This is a genomic window from Kribbella antiqua (assembly GCF_004345665.1).
Classification (GTDB): Bacteria; Actinomycetota; Actinomycetes; order Propionibacteriales; family Kribbellaceae; genus Kribbella; species Kribbella antiqua.
In genome coordinates this window covers 78,750-94,329 of record NZ_SLWR01000013.1, presented here as the reverse complement: position 1 = coordinate 94,329, position 15,580 = coordinate 78,750, and the positions used below count along the sequence as shown (strand labels likewise).

Annotated in this window: 16 protein-coding genes; 8 read left to right on the top strand and 8 right to left on the bottom strand. The window is 66.9% G+C overall.

Annotated elements, in window-relative coordinates:
* Window positions 1–5: 5 nt before the first annotated feature.
* Window positions 6–455: an ester cyclase gene (locus EV646_RS32195; protein ID WP_132155355.1), complete on the bottom strand. Its 450-nt coding sequence runs from the start codon at window positions 453–455 to the stop codon at window positions 6–8.
* A 109-nt stretch (window positions 456–564) separates the two neighbouring features.
* Entirely contained in the window at window positions 565–1,290 is a 726-nt protein-coding gene (locus tag EV646_RS32190) for a hypothetical protein (RefSeq protein ID WP_132155353.1), read from the bottom strand.
* A gap of 158 nt (window positions 1,291–1,448) precedes the next feature.
* On the opposite strand from EV646_RS32190, the gene EV646_RS32185 reads away from it, so the two are divergent.
* Together EV646_RS32185 and EV646_RS32180 are read left to right on the top strand one after the other, a co-directional pair.
* Window positions 1,449–3,386 carry a sensor histidine kinase gene (locus EV646_RS32185; RefSeq protein ID WP_132155351.1) on the top strand — a complete coding sequence of 646 codons (1,938 nt, stop codon included), beginning with the start codon at window positions 1,449–1,451 and terminating at the stop codon, window positions 3,384–3,386.
* Complete coding sequence (locus EV646_RS32180) at window positions 3,383–4,021, top strand: response regulator transcription factor (protein WP_241996464.1); 639 nt, start codon at window positions 3,383–3,385, stop codon at window positions 4,019–4,021. The genes EV646_RS32185 and EV646_RS32180 overlap by 4 nt, the downstream gene beginning before the upstream one ends.
* Window positions 4,022–4,255: 234 nt before the next feature.
* Here EV646_RS32180 and EV646_RS39070 read toward each other — a convergent pair whose 3' ends face one another.
* From EV646_RS39070 to EV646_RS32165, 4 genes are all read right to left on the bottom strand, one after another.
* The gene (locus EV646_RS39070; protein WP_158291076.1) at window positions 4,256–4,420 is read right to left on the bottom strand and encodes a hypothetical protein; all 165 of its coding nucleotides are present in this window, start codon (window positions 4,418–4,420) and stop codon (window positions 4,256–4,258) included.
* Window positions 4,421–4,518: 98 nt separating this feature from the next.
* On the bottom strand, window positions 4,519–7,065 hold the full coding sequence (locus EV646_RS32175; protein ID WP_132155349.1) for a zinc metalloprotease: 2,547 nt from the start codon (window positions 7,063–7,065) through the stop codon (window positions 4,519–4,521).
* 33 nt (window positions 7,066–7,098) lie between these two features.
* Window positions 7,099–7,911 (bottom strand): peptidoglycan-binding protein, encoded by an 813-nt coding sequence (locus tag EV646_RS32170; protein WP_132155347.1) that lies wholly within the window; start codon window positions 7,909–7,911, stop codon window positions 7,099–7,101.
* Window positions 7,912–8,132: 221 nt separating this feature from the next.
* Window positions 8,133–8,858 carry an SDR family NAD(P)-dependent oxidoreductase gene (locus EV646_RS32165; RefSeq protein WP_199237322.1) on the bottom strand — a complete coding sequence of 242 codons (726 nt, stop codon included), beginning with the start codon at window positions 8,856–8,858 and terminating at the stop codon, window positions 8,133–8,135.
* A 137-nt stretch (window positions 8,859–8,995) separates the two neighbouring features.
* Between EV646_RS32165 and EV646_RS32160 the strand changes: the two genes are divergently transcribed.
* Together EV646_RS32160 and EV646_RS32155 are read left to right on the top strand one after the other, a co-directional pair.
* Entirely contained in the window at window positions 8,996–9,991 is a 996-nt protein-coding gene (locus EV646_RS32160) for a sigma-70 family RNA polymerase sigma factor (RefSeq protein ID WP_132155345.1), read from the top strand.
* Window positions 9,992–11,051: 1,060 nt separating this feature from the next.
* Entirely contained in the window at window positions 11,052–11,651 is a 600-nt protein-coding gene (locus EV646_RS32155; RefSeq protein WP_132155343.1) for a dihydrofolate reductase family protein, read from the top strand.
* Window positions 11,652–11,709: 58 nt separating this feature from the next.
* On the opposite strand, the gene EV646_RS32150 is transcribed toward EV646_RS32155, so the two are convergent.
* Both EV646_RS32150 and EV646_RS32145 read right to left on the bottom strand, forming a co-directional pair.
* Complete coding sequence (locus EV646_RS32150) at window positions 11,710–12,111, bottom strand: hypothetical protein (RefSeq protein WP_199237321.1); 402 nt, start codon at window positions 12,109–12,111, stop codon at window positions 11,710–11,712.
* A gap of 259 nt (window positions 12,112–12,370) precedes the next feature.
* A complete protein-coding gene (locus EV646_RS32145; protein ID WP_199237320.1) occupies window positions 12,371–12,946 on the bottom strand; it encodes a hemerythrin domain-containing protein in 576 nt (191 codons plus the stop codon).
* Window positions 12,947–13,315: 369 nt separating this feature from the next.
* Here EV646_RS32145 and EV646_RS32140 point away from each other — a divergent pair, with 369 nt between their 5' ends.
* From EV646_RS32140 to EV646_RS32125, 4 genes are all read left to right on the top strand, one after another.
* The gene (locus tag EV646_RS32140) at window positions 13,316–13,504 is read left to right on the top strand and encodes a hypothetical protein (protein ID WP_132155341.1); all 189 of its coding nucleotides are present in this window, start codon (window positions 13,316–13,318) and stop codon (window positions 13,502–13,504) included.
* A gap of 89 nt (window positions 13,505–13,593) precedes the next feature.
* On the top strand, window positions 13,594–13,818 hold the full coding sequence (locus EV646_RS40760; RefSeq protein ID WP_199237319.1) for an SDR family oxidoreductase: 225 nt from the start codon (window positions 13,594–13,596) through the stop codon (window positions 13,816–13,818).
* 77 nt (window positions 13,819–13,895) lie between these two features.
* Complete coding sequence (locus tag EV646_RS32130; protein WP_241996463.1) at window positions 13,896–14,714, top strand: Fpg/Nei family DNA glycosylase; 819 nt, start codon at window positions 13,896–13,898, stop codon at window positions 14,712–14,714.
* A 73-nt stretch (window positions 14,715–14,787) separates the two neighbouring features.
* A complete protein-coding gene (locus tag EV646_RS32125) occupies window positions 14,788–15,573 on the top strand; it encodes an SDR family oxidoreductase (protein ID WP_132155339.1) in 786 nt (261 codons plus the stop codon).
* Window positions 15,574–15,580 lie beyond the last annotated feature (7 nt).

Sequence of the window (15,580 nt, the reverse complement as noted above, 5' to 3'; positions counted from 1 at the left end):
ACCGGCTACGCGGACGACGAACCGGAGGGGTCAGGGATCAAGCCGAGCTGCACCATCCAGCTGAGCTGGTCCAAGACATTCCAGTGATTGATGATCCGGCCGTCACGGACACGCATGATGTCCACGTACTGGAGGCTGACCCGTCGACCTGTGGCGGGCACTCCCATGAACTCACGCTCGTTGGTCCCCGTAAACGTTTTTCTGGTGATCACGGCGTCGCCCTCGGCGAACATGTCGTCGATCGTGAACATCGCATCCGGGTAAGCCGCCGCGAGCGCCTGGAGGAAGATCTTTCCACCTTCGCGGTCGGCCGGTGCTCCGGGCGGCGCGCTGAGGTTTACGAAGTCAGGGTCGTTGAGTTCGTCGTATGCGGCCCAGTCCTGCTTGTTCTGAACTTCCTCGACGAAACGGCAGATCACCGCTTTGTTGCGCTCGGTCTCGCTACTGGGGTTCATGTCGACCACCTCCTGAGGTGCTTCCACGAATGTCTAACTCGGTGTGGGTTTGGGGTCCGGCCGGGTATCGGCCCTGGTAGCTCAGCGGCGGCCGGAGTCGCTGGCGTGCTCAGCGTTGGCGACGCGGCGGCAGGTCCCACTCGTCGTCGGCGGTCCGCAGGATGGTGAGGGCGCAGTAGCCGAAGCTGAGCGCCATGAGCATCCACGCGGCCATGTCCAAGACCGGCATCTGCAGCACGACGAACGCGACGACGTGTGCAGGAGTGGTGAGCAGCATCGCGACCCAGCCGATCGTCGGAATGCTCCCCCGGAGGGCGAATGCCATCAGGATCGCTCCGAAAACGTGCCCGAGCACGAACACTCCGGTGCTGACACCGGCGAGACCTTCGGCCCACATCTTGTCGATCACGACAGCAGCGGTGTCCCGCTGCTCGACCGGTAGCTTCCCGCCGACCAGGTAGAGGTTGTCGACGGCACCGATGGCCCACGATCCCAAATAGGCCAGCAGGTTGACCCCGAGCGCAATCATCGCCAGCACAGGGCGGCGGCGCCTGGCCAGTCTCGCGGCGGCAAGGAAGGCTGGCACGATCGTGAGGATGCCGACATAACCGAGCAGCGCAAAGGTGAACTGCCGGCCTGGGTCGGTGGCGACGAGTTCCAATGCCTTCCGGGTGTCGGTGTCGTCGACCTGGAAGAGTCTGGCGAAGCCGATGCTCAATGCCGGGACCAGGAGCACAGCGGCAGCCACCTTCCGCTGGAACGCCCTGAGATCCCGTACGCCGGCAGCCCGATCTGGGCTCGCCGAGCGAGTCGCGCTGGTCGGGATGGTGCTCATGGTGCCTCCAGACGTCGGTGAGTGCTTCTCGGAGCAATCCTGGAGGGAATCGAGACCGCCGTTCAGTGGAGTGGATCCTCCGGGGGCCGGGCGGCTGCCCGGCTGCCCCGGGAGGCAGTTCCCTATCGGATGGGGTGCGAGAGCGTCATCATGGCGTCATGGCAAGGGGACGCGTCACGCTCGCCGACGGAGCGTTCTTCGTCAGCGTGCTGCTCGCCGGCGTTGCCGTCGGTGGCGGCTTGGTCGTGCGCCTTAACGGGGACGACGCAGTCGCGAGCTACCTGCTGAGCAACCTCGTCATCGGCTTGTCCGCAGCACCGTGCGGCTACCTCGTGGCCAGGGCGAAGCCTGAACATCCCATCGGATGGCTGTTCCTGGGGCTTGGTATCGCTCCCCTCGTGAGCGCCGCCATAGCGCCGTTGGTGATCGGTGGCCAGGACGCCGGCTGGCCCGAGCCGGTGATGCGCGCCATCGTCACCGTGTTCTCCTTCGCGTGGGGCTGGGGAGTGTTCTTCTGTCTGCCACTCGCCCTGCAGCTGTTTCCAACCGGCTCACCACTCAGCCCCAGGTGGCGGGCCCTGGGCTGGCTGACATTCGCGACGGCGCTGATCGGAACCACCAGCACTGGACCGACTCCGGAGTACGGCGCGTCGTCGTATCTGGTGTCCCCGTGGTGGGAATGGGGCGAGGCGGCAGCCGGGCTCCTCGCCCCCATCGTGGTGTTCCTGTCTCTGGCGGCCCTCGCCGTGCGCTACAAGCGCGGCGACGAGACGGTCAGGCAGCAGCTCCAGTGGTTGCTCGCCGCCGTGGTGCTGGCTCTCGTCATCAACGTGCCGTCCTGGTTCTCCCTGCCCACCGGCCGCGAGATCCTCCTCCTGCTCAGCTTTGCGCTGATCCCGACCGCAGTCACCATCGCCGTGCTGCGGTACCGGCTGTTCGACGTCCGCCTGGCCCTGTCACGCGTCCTCGTCTACGGAACTTTGACCGGGATCGTCGTCCTGGCCTACTCCGCTATCGTGGCCGTGCTCAACCTCGTGCTGACCGCGGCAGGCGCACCCATCCTGGCTGCGCTGGCCGTCGCGCTCGGATTCAACCCGCTGAGGCTCCGCGTGCAACGACGCGTCGAGCAGGCGCTTTACGGCGCGCGCCGCGACCCGGTCCAAGCCGTCTCTGCCGTCGGCCAGCATCTGGCGGGTGAGGATCTGAGCACGATGCTCGATGCGCTGCGCGAAGCCCTGCGGCTCCCCTACGCGTCACTGGTTGGGACGGACGGTCAGCGGCTCACGTCGGGTCAACCTGACGGCGAAGTGCAGCGCCTCGCTCTCCTCCACGCCGGCGAGTCGCAGGGAAGCCTCGAGATCGGAGTACGCCGTGGAGAGCGACAGCTGTCGCACGCGGACCAGACCATCCTGGATCTGCTGTCCGGGCCGCTCGCGGTGGCACTTCACGCAACGCGGCTCAGCCGGCAGCTGCGGGCTTCGAGGGACCATGTGCTCACCGCCGCGGCCGAGGAGCGAAACCGCCTGCATCGGGAACTGCACGACAGCCTCGGGCCGACCCTCACTGGGGCAGCACTGAAGGCCGACGGCACGGCGCTCGCGGCACGAACGAACCCGCAGAAGGCCGAGCAGCTCGCTACTCAGCTGGCCGACCAGCTGCGCGAGGCTATCGACGACGTGCGTCAACTCGTCTACGGTCTCCGACCTCCTGCCCTCGACCAGCTCGGGCTCATCGGCGCGCTGCGTCGGCAATGTGACGAGCTGGGCCCGGTCTCCCTGAAGGTCCATGCACCCGACAGCCTCCCTGAGCTCTCGCCGGACGTCGAGGTCGCGGCATACCGGATCGCCAGCGAGGCGTTGACCAACGTCGTGCGCCACTCGACAGCCCGGTCCGCCGTGGTGTCCCTAGCAACCGACACCCGTTCCCTCAGCCTGACCGTCGCCGACGACGGAAACCCGGTCGCCGCGTGGCGTCCTGGCGTCGGCCTGCGCTCGATGCACACTCGCGCCGCTGAGGTCGGAGGCTCCTGCGACGCCGGGCCCACTCCCCACGGCGGTCTCGTCACCGCCGTACTGCCCCTCGGAGTCGAGCCGTGATCAGGGTGATGGTTGCCGACGACCACCCCGTGGTCCGTGACGGCCTACGCGCCCTCTTTGAGCAGCTGCCCGACATGGACCTCGTCGCCGAAGCAGCCACCGGCGCCGAGGCAGTGCGCGTGGCCGTGACCGAGCATCCGGACGTGGTCATCATGGACCTCGGGATGCCCGACATGGACGGTTTCGAAGCCACACGTGAGATCACCAGGGTCGCCCCTGACGTGGCCGTGCTCGTCCTGACCATGACCGAGGACGAACGGACCATGAGCCGGGCCCTGCGCGCGGGAGCGAGGGGCTACCTCCTCAAGGGCGCCACCAAGGACGAGATCGTGCGTGCGGTCACGGCCGTGAGCGCCGGCGAGGCCATCTTCAGTCAGGCGGTCGCGCGTCATGTCCTGTCGAAGCTGACGGCCCCCGACCCCGCGGTCGATCCATTCCCGGAGCTCACACGGCGTGAGCGCGAGGCTGTCCACCATCTCGCCCGAGGGCTATCGAACGCCGCGATCGCCGCCGAGCTCGGACTCTCCCTCAAGACCGTCAACAACCTGACGTCGTCCGCGTTCGCGAAGCTAGGTGTCGCCAGTCGTACCGAGGCGGTCATCCGAGCGCGCGATGCCGGTCTCGGAGGCGCCTAGGCAACGAGTCACGACGTCGATCGACTTGACCCGCCGGTTTCGACGAGGGCGAGTTTGTTCTGGGGCCAGCCGAGGGCTTCGCCTAGGTCGCGGCGGGCGGTGCTGCCGACCGGGCGAGGGCTTCCCGGAGGGAACGTCGTACGTTGGTGGGGTCGCGGAATCCGCCGAGGGCATCTTTGAAGCCAACCGGGCTCGGTCTAGAGCTGAGCATCGTCGGGGGCCAGGAGCGCGATATCAGTGTTGGTGAATGCCCGGCTGATGCCGATTGTCACGTCGTCCAGCAGGTGTGCTGAAGAGCATCAGGATCAGGGCCAGAACGGTGAGAACGGCGCAGGCCGCGAAAACGGCGCCGTACCCGAGCGTGGTCACTCCGCCGAGGCCGATCAGCAGGCCGGACACGATAGCACCGACACGGCGGGTGTTTTGGCAGTGGTGCAGATATCGCCGGACTGTGGTCCGATCGCGTGCGCTGGTCTATCGCGCTCGGGATTCAATGATCATGGCAACGTCGGCGTGGTGGTCGGCGTTTCTGTCTTGGTGGGCGTGGCGGCGGGCGTTTCTGTCTTGGTCGGTGTGGTGGATGGATCCGGTGTGATCTGAGTTGGTGTGGTCTGATCCGTCGGGCTGGTTGCGGAGGTAGTTGGTGTGGGCGCTGGGAGAGTCGTTGTCGTCGGGGTACTCGTGGGCGCGACCTGTGGCTGTTCGCTCGGGCTGAGCGAGGGTGTGGGGGTCTCGGTGGTGGGTGACTGGTCGCCGGCGTCGGTCGGGTCTTGTCCTGGTTGTGCTGTCGGCGTTGCTGCCTGGGGCGTGTCAGGCGTGGTCAGCGCACCGTCGGCGGCGATGACGCCGAGGATCTGTTGCTCGAAGGAGGTGAGCCGGTCGCGTAGTTCGGATAGCGGGTATTGCTGGATCGAACGCGTGAAGTCTGCCAGTTGCGCCCAGACCTGGTTGAGAGCTGCAATGCCATCGACCGAGAGTGGCTGGTCCAATGTCAGGACAAGTTGGGTTGCGAGTGCGTAGGTCAGGCACTGCACGCAGTTGTAGTTCAGCGCTCCGGCGAGGTTCTGGGGTACGACGATGTCCGCGTTGCCGATGACCAGCACTACTTGGAAGGCGATTGCCACCGCCGCGCAGTGCGTGCAGCTTGCGAATGCGTAGGCCTCGTTGGTGTTCGTCACCGGATCTGGGGAAGCATCGAGCCAGACCAAAGCGAAGGCGATGTCGTAGATCACGGTGTCGTTTGTGGTGTTGACGGCGAGCGCTTGGTTGTCGCCTGGCTCCGCAGGAAGTGGCTTGTCGAAGGGGAACACCCACACCGGAGCCCCATCTGATTGCGGGTCGTTTGCTCCAGGCAGGCCGCTCGAGGCGTCGTTCGGGGATGCAGCGGCTGTGGGTGCGACGGCGGTCGGCGATGAGGTCGACGGTGCGCCCACGCGAGCACTGCCCGAGGTACGAGGCACCATGACGAGAGCCAACGTCGGGCTTTGACGGCTGGGTCGCTTCACCCCGGCTGGCCACAGGACCTGGGTCCGATTCACGTCCCCCTCGCTCAGCTGGCCACTGCCGGTGGGAGGCTGCGAGGTCGCAGGCTCTGCCCGATCGACGAAATCTGTGATCGTGCCACGCTCGTTCGGGGTGATCGGCCGGTACCGGTCGCTGTGGGGCCACCAAACCCACCCGAGCGCCGCGATGATCGTCAACGCGACGACCGCGGCGACTGAACGCTGCGCGGGCTTGCCCGCCGTACGCCGCCACACCGACCTCACCATCCTGCTGACCATCAGCCACAGCAGCAGCCCCAGGCCGAGCAGAGGCAGCGCCAGCGCGAGGATGGCCAGCCCACGGGCCAGGATCTCGACAAGGTCCGCGTCGTGCCAGCCGCCGGCAAGCATCCGCCATTGCTCCTCGACGCTTGCCTTGGCGGTGGCCAGCACCCGGGGCAGCATCACCACGGTCATGGCCAACACGACCAGCATCAGCGGCACGACGGTGAGGCACCACACGGTGATGACCGCCTGTGCCCATCGCTTGAGCGCCCGGTTGTGGCGGTTTCGCCAGCGCCAGGGCAGCAGACCGGTCAGGGTCGGCTTGATGTGGTGGTACAGGTCGGGGACGCCGGTCAGGTCGGCGAGCACGTGATAGCCGTCGAAGCGAATGGTCGGCAGCAGCTGCCGGATCATCTGCAGAATCTGTGTCACCACGACCAGCAGGAGTGCGTCGTACCCGGTCACCTGGGCGATCACGACGGTCGCCACCGCAACGATGGCGTTGAAGTACAAGCCGCCGAGGTCGGTGCGCAGGCGCCCGCCACGCCCGAGCCGGTAGGAGTCTGTGACGTCGGTGTAGAAGGCGGGCCAGAAGAGGTAGTACCCCATGCCCATGGCGCCCGGCGTCGATCCTCCGTACCGGGCGGCCGCCGCGTGGCCGAACTCGTGGAATCCCGCCGACAGCACGGTCACCGCGAAGACCAGCAACAAGAAGCCGGGCTCGTGGAACGCCTGATACGCGGCCGACGCCAGCCCCTTGTCGAACAACAGCCACCAGCACACGTACACGAACGCCGCAACGAAGCCCACCACGGGCAGCGGATTGAACAGCCGCGCAAACGGCCGGGTGATCCGCTCGGTTCGACGCGGGTCGGTGACGGTGTACCTGAACCGCAGCCTGAGCAGCGGATTCGCCCTACGCACACGCGGCTCCGACCCATCCGCGCCGCGCACCAGACCAAGAGGCTGCAGCCTGCGGATCAGGGCCGCTACATTGGCCGCCGACACAGACCGGCCATAACTCGCGCTGACCAGCTCCGCGATCTGCGCGTCGTCACGACGACCATCGATCGCCTCCAGCACCAGATACAACAGTCTGGTCAGCTGAATGATCTGCCCGTCCGCGCGGCGGACCAGCGCCGGCGGGGTGCGATAACCCGATCCGGACATCTCACCCAACAGCACCACATCAGCCGCTCGGACGGGCACACCGATCGACGTCACGCAGCTGGTGGTCGAGTCGACCGCACGCGCGACGCAAGCCCCACTGGCCCGCACCGGCGAATCCTCCAGACCGGACACTGCCCTGGGTTACTGCTCGATCTCGGAAGTCTGCTCTGCGCTGGCGTCCGCCGAGCCAGTGATGTCCTGGTTGATGATCGCGTCCTGCTGCGCGACCGCCACCGACTGACTGTCGACAGCGCCCACGTTGGCCGCGACGGCGGCATCGATCGGAGCCGCCACATTCGCGTTCGCCGCCACCGCACCAGCGATCGGAGCGGCAAGGTCGACGTCGGCATCGACATCGACGTTGACAGCCAGCAGGCTGCCATCCAGCAACTGGCTCGTGTCAGGAGTCTCCAACCCAGTATCCGGAACAACCGCACCCGCCGCAGGATCGGCCGCAGGCTCCCCGCCAGCTATCCCAGTGCTCTCCTCCGAAGGTGTCTCGGCGCCACCGGCGGCCGTGCCCGCGCCACTAGCCGGCTCAGACCCCGTACTTGGCGCATCACTCGTGGACGTGCTGTCGGCGGCGCCGCCCACCACCGGGGTAGAGGACCCGGCATCGACCACGTCGTTGGACTGATCGATTCCGCTGACCTGGACAGCGTGCGCCGTCGCGTCCGCATCAATGCCCTGCGTGATCAGGACACCTTGGTCGGCCAGTGCCTGAGCCTCGGAGCCACTGGACAAGATGTTCGCGCCGACAGCCGCGTCGATCGGCGCGGCAACATTCGCGTTCGCGGCCACCGCCAACTCGATCGGTGCCGCCGCATCAATGGCAAGCGCCAGATCGACGTTGAGGTCGAGGATCGAAACGACCTCCTTATCCGGCAACATGCTGCCGACCTGGGCATTCAGCTCCTCATCCGACAACGGAACCAGCTCTGCATCCTCACTCATCGCATTCCTCCAGATGGCAACGGTGCACCATCGGTACCCACCTGAGCCGACTCCGCACCACGGACCACCATTCGGACCCTCGCATCCCAGCCATCGAGCCTCACGCGTCCTTAAGCCTTCGTAGCGAGCTGACGCGGCGACCTGGCGGTCAGGGGTGGTGACCGATTGTCGTTAGCTGGGGTGTCGCGCGACATGACGATTGAGCCGTCCTCTTTCTCTGCTCATGAGTTGATGGGCTGTGGTGCTACGAGCAGGGCGAACTGCCGCTCGAGCGCCTTGGACGCACTGGTGCGCCAGCCCTCCGCCACGGACCCGGATACGGGATCGGGGAAGATCTCCTCGTCGCCGTTCTCGATGCCGTCGAGGATGGCTCGCGCGACGGACTCCGGTGAGGCTTTCGGAATGTCGATCCTTGGGCCCATGTCGGTGTCGACAGGACCGGGCAGGGCGGCGTGTGCCGTTACGCCTTGTTCGGCCAAGGCCGTGCGCAGCGATTGTGTGAGGGAGAACGCAGCCGCCTTCGAGATCGCGTAGGTCGGATCGAGCGGCACGGCGGCCAAGGCCGCGAGCGAGAGCACGTTGACGATCGCTCCCCGAGAACGAGTCAGTAGCGGCAGGAAGGCCTGGGTCATGTCGTAGATGCCGAAGAGGTTGACGGCGAGGTGCTGTTCGAGGGACGCGCGATTGCTGAGGTCGGTGTAGAGCGCCACGCCGGCGTTGTTGATGAGGACGTCGAGGGATTCGACGCTCTCGACTGCTGCCCGAATCTGGGCCGCGTTGGTCACATCCAGGGTCAGGGGCGTGACGCGCTGATCCCGGTGGGTCAGGGGCTGGCGCGTACCGGCATACACCCGCTTCGCGCCTCTCCTCAAGGCCTCCTCGACCAGGGCCTGCCCGATGCCGCGATTGGCCCCGGTCACCAGGACTGCTTTGTCTTCGATCGTCATTACATCCTCCTGAATAGTTGCGTCGACTTCACAAGGACAGACACGGCACGTGTCCGAAACTGGGCGCCGCGGCCGCGACCAGTTCCGGTGCCCGCCGGGGTCTGTACCAGGAGAGATGATTCGATGGGAGGTGGCTGATGTCGGCAGAACTGCTCCAGCGGGCGCGGGGCGGGGACCGGGACGCGTTCGCTGCCCTGGTGGAGTCGCACCGTGGCGAGCTGCAGGTGCATTGCTACCGGATGCTCGGTTCGCTGCAGGACGCCGAGGACGCGGTGCAGGAGACGCTGCTCGCGGCGTGGCTCGGCATCGACGGCTTCGAGGGCCGCTCGTCGGTCCGCACCTGGCTGTACCGCATCGCCACCAACCGGTGCCTGAACCTGCTGCGCTCGTCCGGACGGCGGCCTGTGACGGCGGCACCGCTGCCGGTACGGCCGCCGGAGCCGACCCGTCTGGGTGAGGTGCTGTGGCTACAGCCTTTCCCCGACGTGCTACTGGGGGGATTGTCCGACCAGGCGCCCGGGCCCGAGGCCCGCTACGAGTCACGCGAGGCGATCTCGCTTGCGTTCGTCACCGCCGTTCAACTGCTCCCCCCGAACCAGCGCGCCGTGCTGCTACTGCGCGACGTGCTCGGATACCGCGCCAGTGAGACCGCGCAACTGCTGGGGCTCACCGAGGACGCTGTCACCAGCGCGCTCAAGCGTGCCCGCGCGACGATGGCCGCGTCCCGCTCGACCGATCCACCCCCACCCCCGCCCGGCGGGTCGGAGGAGCGGGCGCTGCTCGACCGCTTCGTCGCGGCCTTCACCGAACATGACATCGACGCGCTTGTCGCGCTGATGACCGACGACGCGTGGATGCGGATGCCGCCCCTGCCGTTCGAGTACCGCGGAACCGCTGCGGTGCACCGCTTCTTCACTGCGGTCTACCTCCACTGGAGGGAGAGCGACCAGTTGGTGCCTGTCCGCGCGAACGGTCAGCCGGCGTGGGGCGACTATCGCCGAGACCCCGTCACCGGCCTCCTGCACGTCACCGGCGTCTACGTAGTCGGCCTCGCCGGCGACCGGATCTGCGAGCTGACTCGATTCGAGGCAGCGCTCGCACCGTACTTCGGCCTACCCCGGACGCTGGGCTAGACGCCGCCCACAGAAACGTCTCGTAGTCGGACCAGCGTGAGTGGCGCATCGTTCATCGGAGGGTCACCAGGCGACCCGCAACCTCATCCGCCATGGCATCGAAAATAGTCCGAATGATGGGCCGACCTTCCCTTGCGTGGGCGCCGGTGCGCGGCGTCGAGTCGGCGAACCAGGGAAGTGGCCGTAGACCATGCCGTAGTACGACCGCTCAGGTACGACGCTCGGATCGTAGATGGGGCCTCCGGCAACTTTTGTGCGCTCCGTTGAGATATGTACGACGTCATCGACCTGCGTGATCGCGTCGACCGGCCGATGGCCGGCTCCATGTACCACCTGACCGAGGCGGCCGACCGGCGCCTGGCGATCCGCGAAGCGGTCCGAGCACTGGTACGACGGTTGGCCGCTCAAGGGGTGTCGGCGTGGGGAAGCCGAGACGTCGGCAACGATGCGAACCGATGTGATGTGACGCACAGTCACGATCGGATGAAGGCTGCCGACGCCATCCAGGTCTTCGGAGGGAGGAGGTGGAGGCGAGGCCGACGGATCAGTTCGCTGCGGAGATCCGGGAAAGTGGTGCGTAAGTGGTGTGCGACGGGCACAAAGAAGCCCAGGACACTCGCGTGACCTGGGGCTGATGTGCGCAGACAGGGACTCGAACCCCGAACCCGCTGATTCCCAGCCCAGTTTGATCATCGATTGCCAGCGGAGCGCAAGAGGTCTTGTATTTAAGGGATTGAGCGGCTGGGGTTGGCGTAGGCGTTCTCATCTCTCATCGTCCTTTCGCGCTGATTGCGGTGTGTAAAAGGGTGCGCGGGAGTGGAAGTCGTCCGGCTCGCACCGGTGTCGAGCCTAGTACGGCAGCCGGACTTCGTGACCGACGGCGTGACGCGGCGCGGCCACCGCGGGTCTATGGACGCCCGCCGGTCACACTCGCGCCGGCGTCGCTCCGGCCGGCCCGATGATGGGACCCGTTTCGATGCAGGTGTCGGATCGGGCTGGTCGTGTTCGTAGAAGTTGTGAAGCCGCCCACCTGGGTGGTGTGAGGAAAGGGAGTAGCGCCATGAGCACCACCTTCACCGTCGACTTCTTCTGCAGCCTGGACGGCTACGGCATGGCCAGAGGCTGGCCCGGATACTGGGGGAAGGAGGGCCCCGAGGTCCGCGAGGACCGGGTGCGCACGTTCGCGCAGGACCAGGTGCTCGTCTTCGGCGCGACGACGTTCCGGCAGTTCCGGAAATTCGTGGTCGAGTATGACGAGCCTTACTACGACAGCCTGAACGAGCTGCCGAAGATCGTGTTCTCCAGCACGCTGGAAGAGCCACTCGGGTGGCAGAACTCGACGGTTCTCAACGAGGATGCGGTGACCGCGATCGAGCGTCTGAAGCGCACCACGGACGTCCCGATGAGATCGCACGGCAGCGTCGCGCTGAACCGCGCTCTGCTTGCCGCCGGCCTTGTCGACCGGCTCGAGATCATCATGTTCCCCGCCGTCTCAGGTCGAGCCGGGGAAGCGGCCCTCCTCCACGACGGGGCCGAGCTCGACCTGGAACTCATCGAGTCGACCGTGCTCGACGGTCGGACGCAGAAGCTCGTTTACATCCCGCACCTTCACGATCAGATCCCCGAGGGCGTCGGCCCGCAGCGCCGAAACGCGGACTAAGCGCGTTGCCGCCGCTGCGCAGGATCTCTTGTGCGTAGCCCTCGTGGTCGACGCGCGCTCAGCCCCGGTCCAACCTGTCCAGGACCCAGCCGGTGACGAGCCCGTAGGCGAGGTGCGGGATCAGGTCGGCGGCCCAGTCGGCCGCCGACCAGTCGCGTGGATCAGTGACTCCGAGAGCGATCATCGGTCCGTTGCCACCGAGCAACGCACCAGCCACCGCGATCACGCCAACTGCGAGCGGACTGCGACGCGGACCCGTTGCGCGTACGACGGCCAGTGCGGCGCCCGAACCCACGCCCGTCAGGAGTCCCCCAAGAGCGCCCAATGCGGACACGCGGTTTGATCGCTGCGGGCCAGAGCCAGGGACCGGCACACCGAGACGAGCCGCCACCTCCTCCACGGTACGGCTCGGCGTCGTACTGGCAGGGCGCCCGCGGACCACCATGTCCATGTAGGTCATGGCATTCAGGGCAGTGGTTCCTGCTGCCCCCGCGGCGGCGCCTCGGATCAAGACCCGGCCCATCGATGCCACGCTCATCCTCTCCAACCCTTACTCAGTTGACGAACCAACGCTCGCCATCTGCTCAACCCAACACCTGTTCCCGCTCTGCTTCGACGGACACAAGCGCAGGTCGCCGCAAGCTCAGCGCCGCATTCCGCGAACGTGGCGGTTGCCGCAGCCAAGGAATTGTTCGCCGCCGGTGACCGACATCGACAGGTCAGGCACGGTTGCGGCCGGTGAGGGCGTCCCTCAGCTTGTCGATCATGCCGACGCCCGGCCCAAGGATCAGGTTGGCGGGCGGTTTGTGCGGCGCCGCCGGATGCGGCCTGGTCGGCGCGGAGTCCTTGGCCCGGACCACCATCCGTCCGAGCTCGAGCAGTTCTTCCACAGTGCAGGCTTCCTGCAGTCGCGGCAGCAGCTGTTCCTCTTCCTCCCGAACGTGGTGCCGGACGTCGGCGATCACCCGGGCGACCAGGTCGTCGAAATGCGGATCGGTCGCCCGCACGCCCTCAAGATTCTTGAGCTTGCGCTCCACTTCGGCGTGTTCCTCGATCTCGTGATCCGCGACCTTGTCACCGTCAGGCAGAGACCTTCGTGCCGCCGGGTACATGTACATCTCCTCGGCCACGGAGTGACGAACCAGTTCGGTGGTCATGTGATCGGCCAGATCTCTGCGATGCTGCGGCGTGCCGTGTCCCAACTCGAGTTCGGCGAAGATCAGCTCGACGTCACGGTGGTCCTTCGTGATCACTGTGACCAAGTCGTCCTGATCTCCTGGGGTAACGATCGCCATGGTTCCTCCTCGTGCCAGAGCCACCCTGTGGTACCCGTGGCCCGGCCACGCGAAACCATCGCTCACAAACCGACACGCTGGTTCCACCGGTCCCTCCGGGGCGCCCGACGAAGAACCCGACTGCAATCCGCACGAGGACCCCAATGAGCAGCTACCTCGCGAGTAGGCGCACTTCCACTCCCCCAAGCTCATCGCACTCGTGAGAGGCGGTCGAACGATCGGTTGCGCAGGTGACAACGATGCCGGGTTGACTCGGTGGTTGTGGCAACGACGCTTGCATCCCGGACACACGGATGTGTAAGGGGGCGATCGCGGCCGGTGCATCGACGCGGGGTACTGGGTGGCTCAACAAGCGAAAGGAGGCCCGTCATGTCGACGCCTTTCCCGCAGGATCCTAACGATCCCGTCGGACCGTTCCCGGAGCCCGATGTGGACCCCGACCTGCCGGCACCCGATCCCGACGCCGACCCGGACAGCGCACCCGACCCGGACCGGGATCCGGACTTCGATCCCAACCCGGACCTGCCCGGCCGGCCCGACGCCGACCCACTCATGTAGGCCGCCGGCCGCGGCCGAGACAACGTCTGCGCGCGGCCAGTACGGCGGGCTGGGCCGCCACCGCAGCGCCGGACAAGGAAGGCCACACAATGAGCACAGATCCACGAACGCGGTACGGCGGACCGGAGCTGCAGCAGCCCGATCAGCAGGAACACCCTGGACAGAGCGGTGCGATGGAGCCCGAGCCCGATTACGGCGAAGGGACGCACCGGGGCGCTGGCAAGCTCACCGGACGACGAGCCCTGATCACCGGCGGCGATTCGGGCATCGGACGTGCGGTAGCCCTCGCGTTCGCCCGCGACGCGCGGACATGATGATCTCCCACCTCGCGGCCGAGGCGTCAACCGTCATCCCGTGATCGGCCGTTGCCGTTAGCGCACCTCGGCAAACCATGCAGAGTGTCGGCCTGCCCTCAGGTGGGTACGCCGACAGCGTGCCGGAACTACCCGACGTCGAAGGATTCCGCCGAGTGATTTCCGACCATGCGGTCGGGCGCCGGATCCGTCGCGTCGACGTCCTCGATGCCGGAGTACTGCGTGGCGTCAGCATCGAGGCACTCCAGCAGGCATTGCACGGCCGAAAGTTCGGTCAACCGTGGCGGCATGGCAAGTACCTCATCGTTCCCATTGCGAGCTCGAAGAAGGCCGTGCTCCTGCACTTCGGGATGACCGGGTCATTGCATTGGGCAACCATCCGGCATCGCCACGATCGCATCGTCTTCGCTTTCGCCGACAGCGAGTTGTCCTACCGGGACATGCGCAAACTTCACGGGCTTCGCCTGGCCCACAGCCAGGACGACGTACGGCGAGTGCTCGCCAACCTCGGACCCGATGCGGCGGAACTGTCCCTCGCCGAACTCCGGGACCAGCTCACCGGGCTGCGTCGCCAGGTCAAGCCGGCGCTCCTGGACCAGGTCGTTGTCGCCGGGCTCGGCAACCTCCTGGCCGACGAGATCCTGTGGCGGGCACGTATTCACCCGCGACGGTCATGTGCCGAACTGGAGCCCGAGGACCTCGCCCGGCTCCATGCCAGGATGCGCACTGTCCTGCGGCGGTCCATCCCGCAAGGACGGGTTCCACCTCGAAAGACCTGGCTGACCGGCCGCCGCGACGAGAAGTCCGGCTCCTGCCCCCGCTGCGGGACCACCCTCGCCCACGGCCGCGTAGGCGGCAGAGGCACCGCCTGGTGTCCGCAATGCCAACCGCGCTAACCACAGAGGTGCGCCGGGAACACACCGCAGGCCTGGTCGTTTTCCGCACCTCCGGCGAGGGTACCGGCCCGGCATGCCTCAAGCCATCGTGACCGGTTCCGACAGCGGGATCGGCCGGGCCACAGCGGTGGAACTGGCCAAGGACGGCTTCGACATCGGAGTCACCTGGCACAGCGATCACACCGGCGCCGAGGGGACCGCGGCCGAAGTACGCGACCTCGGCCGCCGCGCCGTTGTCGAGCATCTCGACCTCGAGATCCTTCCCGACGCCGCTGACGTGATCGACAAACTGGCCGACGACCTCGGTGGCCTCGACGTACTCGTCGCGAACAGCGGCACCGGAACCGGCGAACTCGCCGTCGATCTCGAGTACGACGCTTGGCGCAAGGTCATCAGTGTCGACCTCGACGGCGCCTTCCTGTGCCTGCAACGAGCCGCCCGGAGAATGATTGCGTCCGGCAACGGCGGCCGGCTGATCGCTGTCACCAGCGTCCATGAACATCAGCCCCGCGTCGGCGCAGCGCCGTACGACGCGGCCAAAGGCGGCCTCGGCCTGCTGATCAAGACCCTGGCCCTCGAACTCGGCCACCACGGCATCACCGCGAACGCAGTCGCACCCGGCGAGATAGCGACCCCTATGACGGGCCAGACCGACGAGGATCCCCGCGACAAGCATCGACCCGGAGTTCCGCTCGGCAGACCGGGTCACGCCCGCGAGATCGCCGCCGTGATCGCGTTCCTCGCCTCCCCGAAGGCGTCGTACATCACCGGCGCCAGCATCGTCGCCGACGGCGGCATGCTCCAGATGGGCCCCATGGCCGGCAGCCACCTGAAAGAAGACGACTGGCGCCGGCCGTGACGTCGCC

What these genes read in the sequence shown, in the direction of transcription:
- EV646_RS32170 (WP_132155347.1), bottom strand. Translation starts at nt 7,911, where the DNA reads ATGAGTGAGGATGCAGAGCTGGTTCCGTTGTCGGATGAGGAGCTGAAT.
- EV646_RS32165 (WP_199237322.1), bottom strand. Translation starts at nt 8,858, where the DNA reads ATGACGATCGAAGACAAAGCAGTCCTGGTGACCGGGGCCAATCGCGGC.
- EV646_RS32190 (WP_132155353.1), bottom strand. Translation starts at nt 1,290, where the DNA reads ATGAGCACCATCCCGACCAGCGCGACTCGCTCGGCGAGCCCAGATCGG.
- EV646_RS40760 (WP_199237319.1), top strand. Translation starts at nt 13,594, where the DNA reads ATGAGCACAGATCCACGAACGCGGTACGGCGGACCGGAGCTGCAGCAG.
- EV646_RS32150 (WP_199237321.1), bottom strand. Translation starts at nt 12,111, where the DNA reads ATGACCTACATGGACATGGTGGTCCGCGGGCGCCCTGCCAGTACGACG.
- EV646_RS32140 (WP_132155341.1), top strand. Translation starts at nt 13,316, where the DNA reads ATGTCGACGCCTTTCCCGCAGGATCCTAACGATCCCGTCGGACCGTTC.
- EV646_RS32125 (WP_132155339.1), top strand. Translation starts at nt 14,788, where the DNA reads ATGCCTCAAGCCATCGTGACCGGTTCCGACAGCGGGATCGGCCGGGCC.
- EV646_RS32155 (WP_132155343.1), top strand. Translation starts at nt 11,052, where the DNA reads ATGAGCACCACCTTCACCGTCGACTTCTTCTGCAGCCTGGACGGCTAC.
- EV646_RS32160 (WP_132155345.1), top strand. Translation starts at nt 8,996, where the DNA reads ATGTCGGCAGAACTGCTCCAGCGGGCGCGGGGCGGGGACCGGGACGCG.
- EV646_RS32130 (WP_241996463.1), top strand. Translation starts at nt 13,896, where the DNA reads ATGCAGAGTGTCGGCCTGCCCTCAGGTGGGTACGCCGACAGCGTGCCG.
- EV646_RS32145 (WP_199237320.1), bottom strand. Translation starts at nt 12,946, where the DNA reads ATGGCGATCGTTACCCCAGGAGATCAGGACGACTTGGTCACAGTGATC.
- EV646_RS32195 (WP_132155355.1), bottom strand. Translation starts at nt 455, where the DNA reads ATGAACCCCAGTAGCGAGACCGAGCGCAACAAAGCGGTGATCTGCCGT.
- EV646_RS32185 (WP_132155351.1), top strand. Translation starts at nt 1,449, where the DNA reads ATGGCAAGGGGACGCGTCACGCTCGCCGACGGAGCGTTCTTCGTCAGC.